General features: G+C 66.4%; 4 protein-coding genes. 1 reads left to right on the forward strand and 3 read right to left on the reverse strand.

Annotation, left to right across the window (positions count from 1 at the left end; all coding sequences use genetic code 11):
- Nucleotides 1-175, forward strand: a 175-nt coding sequence (locus ACIQ36_RS13595) for a hypothetical protein (RefSeq protein ID WP_395830156.1), incomplete at its 5' end; no start/stop codon positions are given.
- Nucleotides 176-180: 5 nt separating this feature from the next.
- Here ACIQ36_RS13595 and ACIQ36_RS13600 read toward each other — a convergent pair.
- The 3 genes from ACIQ36_RS13600 to ACIQ36_RS13610 form a co-directional block, all read right to left on the reverse strand.
- The gene (locus tag ACIQ36_RS13600; protein ID WP_395830150.1) at nt 181-2,418 is read right to left on the reverse strand and encodes a transglycosylase domain-containing protein; all 2,238 of its coding nucleotides are present in this window, start codon (nt 2,416-2,418) and stop codon (nt 181-183) included.
- Between the two features lie 3 nt (nt 2,419-2,421).
- Entirely contained in the window at nt 2,422-8,229 is a 5,808-nt protein-coding gene (locus tag ACIQ36_RS13605) for an MG2 domain-containing protein (protein ID WP_395830152.1), read from the reverse strand.
- A 40-nt stretch (nt 8,230-8,269) separates the two neighbouring features.
- Nucleotides 8,270-11,437: hypothetical protein (locus ACIQ36_RS13610; RefSeq protein ID WP_395830154.1), on the reverse strand; the 3,168-nt coding region annotated here is incomplete at its 5' end.

Genomic DNA, 11,437 nt, shown 5'->3' on the forward strand with positions numbered 1-11,437 from the left:
ACGCGTGCCGAGCGAGGCCGATATGGTTGGCCTGCTGCAAAAGGCCCGCACCCATCTGCCGCCCGAACAGCTTTGGGTAAACCCCGACTGCGGCCTAAAAACCCGGCGCTGGGAGGAGGTCAAACCCGCGCTGGAACGGATGGTCGCGGCGGCGAAGGTCTTACGCGCGGGCTAGACCGCCTATTCTACCACGATTCTAACCAGGGCGGAGGTTTCCGGGCGCTGCGGCAAGCGCACCTGAAATTCGTGCCGCCCTGGTTGGATCGGCCAATAGAAGGGCGCGTCCGGCGGGCTGACCTGCTGAGCGACGCCGTTGGCGTACCAGACGACTTCGGCGACGGGCGGATCAGCGACCATTTTCAAGGTTAGCCGGTTCGCCCCCTCCGGGACTTCCGGGTTACGCCAGAGCCGCAGATTATTCTTCGGCGCGGTGATGGTGAGCGCGATCGGCTGTTCGGCCAGTCGCAGCGCCGCCAGCATCGGCGGCAAGCTCGGTGCGCTGGGCCTCGTCGGGCGATCCGGTGGCAGCCATTCCCGCAACACCGGCCCGCACCCGGCGGTCGTTTCGGCTTTGGCGGCCGGCTGGCCGGTAAAACTGCACAGGCTAACGCGCTCATACCCCTCGGGCGCGGGGAAATCCGCATCCAGCATGTCGCCCGCCGTGCTGCGATGGGCGAGCAGCATCAGACTGCGCGCTAAGGGAGCCGCTGCCGCCACCCCCGTTACTTGCCGCATGGGGGCGGCATCGGCCCGCCCCACCCAGACACCAACGAGATAATCGTCGGAATAGGCCACGGTCCAGGCGTCGCGATAGGCCTGTGACGTGCCGGTTTTCACGGCGACGGGAAAGGGGTAGTCGGTCGGCCCGTTACGCGGAAAGCTCGGCAGGCGCGCCAGCGGATCGGCGAGGAACCCCGTCACCAGCCGCGCGCTGGTGGTGGAAAGCAATCGGCGCGGGGCCTCTCCCGGCTCGCCCGCGTACCAGCGCAACGGCTGGAGCATCCCGTCATTGGCGAGCGCACCATAGGCTTGCACCAGCCAATCGAGCCGGGTCGGCAGGCCGCCGATTGCCATCGACAGGCCGAAATGCTGCGCCGGGATCGAGAGATGATGAAGCCCCAAATCTTCCAAAAACCGATACGTCGGCTCAAACCCAAGGCTGCGCAGCAGATTGGTCGCCGGAATATTGCGCGAGTTGGCGAGCGCCTGCCGGGGCAGCAGCGGGCCGAGAAACTGCCCATCGGCATTGGCAATGCCCAAAGCATCTTCCGGCGCGTCGGCCATCACCTGATCGGGCGCGAGAATCCCCTGCTCCAGGGCCAGCGCAAACAGGAATGGCTTCAAAGTGCTGCCCGGCGAGCGCAGGCTGCGGGTGAAATCGAACGCGCCGCTGGGCGTGCCAAAAAATCCCGCCGAGCCGACCGCCGCGCGCACCACCAGCGTGCGCCGATCTACGATCAAAGCCGCCGCCTGTTCGGCCTCGGCCCCGCGCCACTCGGTAATATGCTGCACGAGCAGCCGTTCCGCCTCGCGCTGGAGCCCACGATCCAGCGTCGTTTGCACGCGCCCGTCGCTCTTGTTGGGCTTCCAGCCGGTCTGCACCAGGCGATCTTGCAGACGCAACACCGCGTGCAGGCTTTCCGGGCGGCGCGCGGGCGGGGTGAGCGCGAGACGGCGCAACTGTTCTTGCCCCATCAAGCGCTCGCCATTGGTCAGAACCCCGCGCGCTTCCAGCCGCGCCAGCAGCCGCCCCGCGCGGGCCAGCGCGCGCGGCAGCCCTTCCGTTCGCAAGGGATTGAGCCGCGCCGGCGCTTGCGGCAGGGCGGCGAGAAAGGCGATTTCCGCCCAGCTTAAATCCTCAACGGGCTTATCGAAATACCAGCGCGCGGCATGGGCGATGCCGTGGCTGCCGTTGCCATAGGGGACGAGGCGGAGGTAGTGGCGCAGCAGTTCGTCCCGCCCGTAGCGCGCGGTAAGCAGGAGCGCCGTTCCGGCTTCCATAAGCTTGCTACGCCAGTGCCGCGCCTCGGGCCGCTGCATCCGCGCGATCTGCATGGCGAGCGTCGAGGCTCCCGAGCGTCCGCTGCCGCTGATCCGTTGCCACAGCGCCCGCCCCACCGCCAGCGGATCGACGCCGGGGTGCGACCAGAAGCGCTGATCTTCCAGCGCTAAGGTCGCGAGCGCCACCCGCTCCGGCACCTGGGGAAGCGGCCAGAAGCCGTAATCGAGCCGAGGCGCAGCCCCCGCCCCGGCGACCGGTTCGGCCAATTGCGCCAGAAACGCGCCGTTGCGGTCCACCAGCAGTGCGCTGGGCGCGGGGCTTTCCAGATGGGCACGGGCGGAAACCTCCGCACCAACCCAAATCAGCCCCGCCAACGCGACGAGGCCGATACCCCCGAAAACCCAAAAACGCCGCATCGCCTAGCGGCTAATCGCGATCCGCGCCCCGGCACTGCTGCCGCGCACGGGCGTGCGATACATCATTTCGGCCTCAGACGGCGGCTGGGTAAAGCTGCCGACCACCGTGGCCCGGCTGCGGATGGCAAAGCGGTAGGTGCCGCGCGGCAGATCGTTGAAGAAGAAGCTTACCTGATCGTCCAGGAAAGCCGTTGCATTCCAACCCTCGCTGGTTTTGGTGCTGACTTTCGCTTCCGCCGGCGCCGTCGCCAACCCCGGATTGAGCGGCTCCATCCCGGCGGCGAGCGGAATGCGGATGGCGACATGGGTGCGGTCTTCGGGGTTGACCAGTTCCACCACGTCTTCCACCACATCGCCCACGCTAAGGGTGATCGCGCCATTGACCGGGCTGAGTTTTTCGAGCGGCCCGCCCCCGGTGGGAACGCGGAACCCTTCGCGCTGGACAACGAAACCTTGCGCCTGGGCAACCGCTTCCGAGCCCAAGGCCTGCGGCAAGAACTCTTCGTCTAGCGTGACCGTCAGCGGCGCTTGCGCCGGTGCCGCCGTTAGCGTCAGCGCTTTGGCGTCGAGCAAAGTTTCGCGCACTAAGAGGCGATTGGCGGGCAGATCGATGGTTTTCGGCGCGGCCCCGGCGAGCGTCAGCGTTGCCCGGGCGGGCGGCGTTGCGGTTTGCAGGCCGTTTTTCATCAGGGCTAAAATCGCCTCCGCATTGGCATTGGTGGAGCCCCAACCGTCGCCCTCGCCGAGTTGCACCAGCGCGCGCACCAAAATGGCATTGCGCGGGTCTTTCGGACTAGCAACGCCGACCGCCCGCACCATCTGGGCGAGGGTACGCGTTTCAGACGGCAGAATCAGCGCACCGCTGCCCATGCCGGTAATCCCGTCATAGACCAACCCTTCCGGCCCCTGACGGGTCTTCACCGTGCTCCACAATTGGGTTTGCACCGCGTCGAGCACCTGCGTGTCAGCGAATTTCGCTTCTGCCAACACGCGCACGGTTTGCGCCAAGGTTTCCGGCCCCAAGAACCGGGCACGGCGGGCGAGTTCGGCGAGATAGCCGGTTTCCATCGTCCCCGCTTGCGCCAAGGCAACCAAAGCCTGCGCCCGCTCGGCCCAAGCGGCATCGCCGACGCGCAGATCGGCCCCCGGCGCGCGCAAGGATTGCTTCAAGGCATTGGCGAGCCGCTGCACCAAAGCAAGATCGATGGTCTCCCCAGCTTCGCGTGCTTCGACGAGGAACTGGAGCGCCCAAGCCGTCAGCGGCACATAACCGCGCGAGTTCGGCCAGAAACCGACAAGACCACGCTCATCGGTCGACCGATCAATCGCATCGACGGTACTACGCACGTCGCGCGACAGGCGCTCCAGCAGCGCGGTTTCCCCCAGGGTTTGCGCGATGGGCTTCAAGGCGAGTTCGACGCGGGCAAGGCTAATGCGCTGCTCCGAACAGCCCCAGGGGGCCTGCATCACTTGCAGCATCCCCGCGAGCACGCGCGGAATGCTGGGGTCGCTGGAGAGGATGAAGGAGCGCCGCAGCGTGCCGGGACGCACGGGCTCGGTGAGGGCCGCAAGATCCAAGGTGCCGCCGGGAAGCAGGGTTTGCAGCCGCTGTTGCCGCACTGCCGGGCGATCTGGGCGCAGCGGCAGGGTGATTTCCACGGCATCCCCGGCTTGATCCGCCTCCCGTTGAACCGTGAAGCCAAGCCGCACCGACTGCCGCTCGGGCGTGCCATCGGCGCGATAGGCGGGCTGACCGACCGTGACGGGATAATCTAGGCGCTGCGGGCGGCTACCCTCCCAGGTGAAGCTTTTTTCCGCCGGAACGGTGAGCGTTAGCCCATCGGTTTTGAGCGTTCCCTTGCCCGCGCCCGCCTCGCCTTCCACCACGCGCCCGATGACGCTGGCTTCAAACGCATCGCCGGGGCGCACGAACCGCGGCAGGGCCGGTTGCGCGATCACCGGCAAGCGCACGGGCAACTCACCGGTCGCATAGCCGAAGCGGTCCGGCCCAGAAATCACCTTCGCCCGCAGTTTGAAGAGGGTCAGACTATCGGGCAGCGTCACCGGAATCGTTACCTCGCCGCTGGGGCCGATGGGCACCGTGGGCAAATAGATCGGCACCGGCGTAAAATTTTTGCGCACGGCGATGTTATCGACGCCCAAATCCTCAAGCGGCTTATCGCCCCCCGGCGTTTCCATCAGCGGCAGAATCCCGAAGGCCATGTTCCGGCTATCGCGCGCCACCAGATGCGTGTCGCGCGGCACAATGAAGCTCGGCAACGGGTCCAGCGGCTGTTCGCGCGCCAAGGACAGAACCGCCTGATCGATCAGCCAGAAGGTCGCCTCGCCCGCCAGCGGTTTTCCGGCTTCGTCGCGCAACCTCAACACCACGTCGATTTTCTGTCCTGGTCGGGCTTTGTCGGGGTACGAAAAACTCGCCGTGACCTGATGGGCGGCGGGCGTGACCGCGACCCATTTCGTCGCGGCCAAAGTGGCGGGTTTGCGCAGATCGAACTGCGCCGATGGCGCGGGGGCCTCCCCGGCAACGCGTCCGCGCATCACCAGAAAATGCACCGCCACGCGCGGCATTTGGGTTTTGCGGATCGGCAGCGCGAAACTGCCCACCCCCTTGGCAATATCGACCCATTGATAGCGGAACGGCCCTTCCGGCTCCTCGACAATCGCCAGCGCCCGGCCCGTTTGGAAGGGGCTTTGCAGCACCAGTTGGGCGCTTTCGCCGGGAGCGTAAGCGTCTTTATCGCTGCTCACCGCCACCGTTTCGGTCGGCGGGCGCGACCAAGTCACCGGCGCGCCGCCATTGATAAAGAGATCGACCGAGACAAATTGCCGCCGCCCGATTTTATCGGCGGCCTCGACCTGGACGAGATAAACACCTGCCTCGCGGATCGGAAACTCCAGCTTCAGCGCGTCGGCCCCGCTGGCGATTTTGCGTTCCTCGACCACCTCATCGATGGTTTCGGTCGTATATTTGGCCGTGCCTTGGGAAAAATCCCCGGCTTGCAACAGGGAATTCCAACTGCGCTTCACCAGCTTTACCGTCAGCGGTACCCCTGAAACCGGCGTGCCTTGCGGGCCGATGGCGAGGATTTCCGGCTGAAGGCTGGTCGCCGTTTCCAAATAGCGCGGCACTTTAACCCCCAGCACGAAGGCGGGCAGCGCCTGCACTTGGGTAGAGGTACGCACCTGAATATCGTCCGGCCCGGTTACGGTCGCTTCGATCTGATAGCGGCGCGGGTGACCGGTCGGCTCCAAGGTGGGATTGAGTTTCAGGGGGGCCGAGCCGCTCTCGTCGGTACGAGCGTTCTGCTCCAAAACCGGGCTCGCGCGGAATTTCTCCTCCGCCCCGAAGCGCGAATCGCTGGAAAAGAAGAAACCGGCGCGATCCGGCGGGGTCCAGGCAATCGGCGCTTGCGTCACGCGCCACAGGATTGGCCGATCCGCCACCAAGCCGCCCGCGAAATAGCGCGCCGAGAGGTCGATCCCGAACTCTTCATCAAGCGCGACACGCTGCGGGCCGTTCAACAGCACTTCGAAGGTGGGGAGCCGGTAGGCGTCTTTCTTGAAGCGCGCCTGTCCGCAGCTTTCCGGGTCTTTAGCGTTGCTTTCATAATAGGCGCTATAGTCGCCGGTCGCGTCGGTCTTCTCATTAAATTCGAAATGGAAGGCACCCGTTTCGCTGAGCGTGACCGGATAGCGCCACTCCTCATCGTTCGGGCCTTGCACGACGAGCGCGCCTGTACCCGACGCAAAACGGTGCGCTCCGCCGAGATAGGTACGGACGAAGCCCTTGAATTGCACCGGATCTTCCGGGCGATAAATCGGTCGTTCGGCAAAAACATGGCAGAGCAGCCGCGCTTTTTCTTGGCGCGGCTCCAAGGGGCGCAGCGTCCAACCCAGCCAATCGCGGCTGGTATAGTTCCAGGTTTGCCCGGCATAGCGCGGCACGTCTTGATTGGGGTGGAAGATCAGTCGGTCCTCGCCGTTGCTCACGGTGAGCCGATACCAAGATTGGCGCGCGCCGCCGGGAGCACTCCAAGCGAAGGAGCCGAGCGCATCGGTGGTGCCTTGGCCGAACAGCTCCTCCTGACGGCCCCAACCCCCTTCGATCCGAATCCGCGCGCCCGCAATCGGCAGGGCTGTCGCCAGCGAGGTCACATAGAACCGCACCGCCCCCGCTTCTTCCACCGCCGATAGCGCCAGGTCCGTCACCTGAATGCGCATCCAACTGCGCTGGGCCGGGCCATCGGTGCGGCGGATGCCAACCAGATAGGCCCCCGGACGCCCCGGCCCGGCGATGCGGCTGAGGTAAGGCTGAAGATCAATCCCTAAGCGCGCGAGCCCGCCGCCGCGTTTGCCCGGCAGCGTGATAATTTCAGAAATCGACGGCGTGCCCAGGGCCTTCAGGCGCTCGGCGAGCAGTTGCGGCGTAATCGGCGTGACCTGATCGGTCGGCTTCGGCTCCAGCCCGGCCAGCGGCGGTTCTTGATCCTCGTCAACCGTCACCGCCGCATCGGGAAAGGGCCAGAAGTCGCGCGACAATGGGTCGATAGGATGAATGCGTAGGTCGAGTTTCTCCACTCCGCGCGCCCGAATGGGCACCATCTGCGGCCCCAGCCGTTCAACGAACCCCTGCGAGGCTTCCCAGGCGAGAATGGGCCGTTCGGGCGAAAAGAAGAATTTCCACGCGGGCGAGGCCGCCACATCCAGCGCCCTGCCGTCGGTATCCACCACCCCGGCAGCGCCGAGACGGAGGTCGTAGAGCGTATCCGGCTTAAAAGTGCCGGTGAGGCGCAGGGCGTTCGGGCCGTCCGGGGCGGCTTTCAGCCCATCGATGGGCGGCGAGATGCGCAGAAGATTGGCGGCCTGCACCGGGTCGAGCGTCGGCACGCCCGCCGAGAAGGTTAGGCGCAGGCCGGGAACGACGGGGCCACTGTCGACCTCACGGTAGCGCGTCGGTTGGCACTGCAAGGCCCCGTCGGTGCTGCCGCCGTCATAGCCACGACCACAGGTAAGGGCCGTGGCACGAAAGGCTTGCGCCGTGGCAAAGCTGCTGCTGCTCACTGGGGCGTCCAAGCTTGCGTCGAGCGCCTGACGTAAGCGCACGAAGACTTTCGCCCCGTCTTCAATCGGCGTACGGAACTGAATGGCATAGCTCGCGGGCGCGCTCGCCCCGGCGCGGTCCAGCGGCTTTACGGTGAAATCCTGCCCCGTCAGGCTGCGGCCCTGCCCGGCATCCACTCCTGGATAGGGACGGACTTCGACCGTTAGCAGGCGTGCGAGGAGATCGGGTTCCACCGGCTCGGCAAAACTCAGCAGAATTTCCTGCGGGCGCGGCACTTGGGTTGCGCCATCCGCCGGAATCACGGCGACCGGCGCAGGCATCAGCACCGTCAGCCGTTCGGACCGATTGCCGAGGCGCACCGTCACCACCTGCCCGGCGGGCCAGGGTTCGGCGGGTTTGAAGTGCAGCGTGCGCGGATTAATCCACTGCCATGCCCCCGGCTGCGGCGGGGTGAGGTCGACGAAACGACCCGGTTGATCTTCGGAGGCGGGCGTTTTTGGCCCCAAATCCTGATCGAGAAACAGCGTGAGCGAATCCCAGCGCCGCAAAAACCGATCCGGCACCAAAACCGCCCCATCGGCGCGCTGGGTTTGATCGAGCGGCGACGCAGGCACCAGGGTTGGCGGATCAATCGCCACCGGGGCCGCAGGCGTTTGCGCAAGGGCAAAGCCGCCCGCGCTCAAAATCAGAACCGTTAGCCCCACTCGGGTTGCAGCAAGCCAGCGCATCGGATGGATCCCCAGGAGCGGAAACGAAGAGAAAGCGAGGTTACGGCGCATTGGCGCGCAGCCCGACGAGATCGAGATAAGATTGCTGCACGTCGGGCGGCGGGCCGCGATTGGGGGCGGCGATACCAACCACGGCGGCTTGCAAGGACAGGGCGGCATCGCTCGGGGCCTGAACCTCCAACACATAATCGCCTGCTGGCACCGATTTATACTGAACCAGCCCCTCACCGAGCACCTGCCCGCCTGCATCGAGCAACCGCACCGAGGCCGGGTCGCGCGCCGACCGAACGCCGACGCCAATCCGCCCGGCGCGCGGCACAGTGAAGGCAAAGGCCCGCGTATCCCCCGCCGCCAGCGGCATCGGCGGCGATAACCCCTCGCCGACCGGCGTGACCGGACTAGCCTGAAGTTCCAAGGTTCCGCTGAGCGCGCCATCTTGCGGGGCGGCCAAGCGCAGTTCGACCTCGCCTGCGGGCAGATAGCGGTGCCAATCGACACCCAACGGGAAAAGACGGATTCCCTCGCCCCCGCCCGGCGCGCGCAACCCCGCAATCATGGGCGCGGTACTGCGCAAATGCAGAAGGCTCGGCTCAGCAAGCGTTAGGCGCACCGCCTGCGCCGCCCCGGAGAGGGGGAGACTGCCGGGCAGTTGCATCGTCTGAGTTTTCAACGCGGGCCAGAACCCTGCGCCGGGGCCGTCGACCCAAACGGCGAGCAGGCCCGCCGGATGATCGAGACTGAGAACCCCCGGCCCTTGGATCGGTATACGCTTGCCCCGGGCGATGCTGCCGTCCTTACCCTGCCAAACCGGGGCACCCGACGCGCCTTCGACAATTACCACCTGCCCCGGCAGCCCCTCAACGGCAAGCACGAGCGACCCCGCCGCGCCAAGGAACTGCTTGAAACTCTGTTGCGGCCCGACGGCAAAGCGTGCGGCCGGAATCGGCATCTGGCGGAGCGCAATCGCTGCGGGAGCCGTGCCGGGGTTGAACAGTCGCAGCCGTTCGGTGCGCGTTTCGAGCTGGCGGCTCAAGGGGTGCGCGCCGCTCCACAGCAGCGGTAGCCCGTCGCCCGTATCGACGACAAGCCCCGCCGGAACATCGAGCGTGAGGCGTTTCAGCCCGGCGGGCAGGCGCAATTCTCGGCTGCTGCGCGGATCGAGCGTGAGCGTGACGGCGGGTAACCGCGCCTCCATCTGGCCGGGGCTGGTCAGCAGATGGCGGGTGAGCGTGACCATCGGCATTGCCGCCGCTCCGACAGCCCCCACTCGCAGCCTCGGGTCGCTGCCCAGCGCAACCGCGCTGCCCGGCGCAATCCCGACCGAACCCCCGAGGGCGAGGAAGGGTTGCCCCTGGGGCGCGTCGGCTTGCCAGAGTTGAATCCGGCCTTCCGGCGCGGGCGGCACCGCCACCGTGGCGCTTCCGCTCAGACGTAAAGACAGCGGCGCATCGGGAGCCGGGGCCAACAAGCGGGGGGTGAGCGCCCGGTTTTCGGTCTGCGCCCGCACGAGCCACAGATCTTCGCCTTCGGGCAACAGCAGCGCGCCGGGCAGGGCTTTGCCAACGCCAGACGCGCCGGAAACGCTTAAAAGCTCCGGGGCCGCACCGCCCAAATCGACCACCGCCGCGCTTGGAATGGTCAACCGCGCGACGGCCCGCGCGGAGCCTTCTTGCGGTACAAAATTCAGGATTTCACCCAAAGCTTGCGCGGGAACGGCACTCTGCCGAAGCGTCAGCGGCCGACCACGGGGCTCCAAGGCCCCTAGCGTGACGGCGCGCAGCCGATAGGTCTCCGCCCCCGGTAAGAAAGCGAGCATGGGGGCCGGGCCGCTGGCCTGAGCAAGCGTTTCCCACGCCCCGCCCGGCGCACTCTGCCGCTCCAGGCTCAGCAAAAGCTCCGAGCCCAAACCGGCTTCGATCAGCGCCAACCCTTGCCCAGCGGCCACATTGAGGGGCAGCAGGCTTTGCGTTCCCACGACGGCGACCGTTTGGGCGGCGCCCGGCGCCAGCGTTATGGGGGCAGCGGTCGTTTCCGGCAAATAGGTGAGGTTCACCTCAACCGCTCCCGCCGCAAGGCTGGCCTGCTGGATTAAACCGGCATCCTCTATCGCGGGCGGCGCGTCGGATTCGTCCGAAACCTCCCCGTCGCCCTCGTAATATTCGCCCTCGCCTTCGCCGTCGTAGGCTGGCGCGCTGGCATCCTCTGCCGGAAGAACCCCCGCAGGCGGCGGCGTGACGGGCTCGACCGAAAGACTATAGCTTCCGGCGGCAAGCGCCCGCACGATGACGAAGTTCCAATCGTTCTGCCGGTCATCAGCCTGGGCGATAATCCGATTTTCACTGTCACGCAGAACGGCTTTGACGTCTTTCGTGCCGAAGGACGAGAGGCGCACGGTTTGCGGCGTATCGAGCGTAAAGCTCTGGCGCGTCGGTAGGTCCACCACGCGCGGCTGATCGGGCAAAATCTGCTCAGTCGCGCTGGTCAACCGGTAGCCGAGCCGGTTGTTCCGCGCGAGCGCCGTCAACAATAGCCGATAGCGCCCGCCCGCGACAGTTTGATTGAAGGGGACGGCATTGCTCACCGCGCCGACTGCTGTCCAGGCCCCCGCCTGTTCGCGCTCAAGCTGGCCGACCATGCCTTCGGTGAGCGCAAGCTTCAGCCGGGTTGGCCCTGGCAGCGAAAATTCCCACTGGTCGGGTACGCGCGGCTGGTCTGGCTGCGCGGGTTCAAACCAGCGGAAATCTTGCACCCCATTCAAGGCCAGCGGATGCGGGCCGTGGCCCTCGGGTGGCGCGGACTCAACGGCCTCCGGCGTTAGGCGCACCAACGCGCGCGTCGCCAGGGGTGGCGGTAGCAGCACGAGACGGTACTGACCGGCGGTCAAGGGCACCGTGAGCTTTGAGCCCGCCTCGCCGAACGGCTCCGGCTGGTAGAACAGGGGCAGAACCGGCCAGCCTTCGGCATCTTCCAACCGGAAACCGATGGATTGCGCAAGGCTCAGCACGTGCAGCGAATAGCGCCCTGTCTTCTCTACCGTAAACGGCAAGATCGCCCCCGTGCCGCGCGCCAAACCGACGCGGGCGGGCTGATCGATCTGGAGCGTCTCGCCCTCGGTCAGGCGCGCACGGGACAGGGAGAGGTGCGCCCGCCCCACGGTGCCCCTCAGGCTCGCGACTTCCAATTGATACAGGCCCGCGCGCAAATATTG

Origin of the sequence: Elstera sp. (assembly GCF_044372965.1) — a bacterium.
Classification (GTDB): Bacteria; Pseudomonadota; Alphaproteobacteria; order Elsterales; family Elsteraceae; genus Elstera.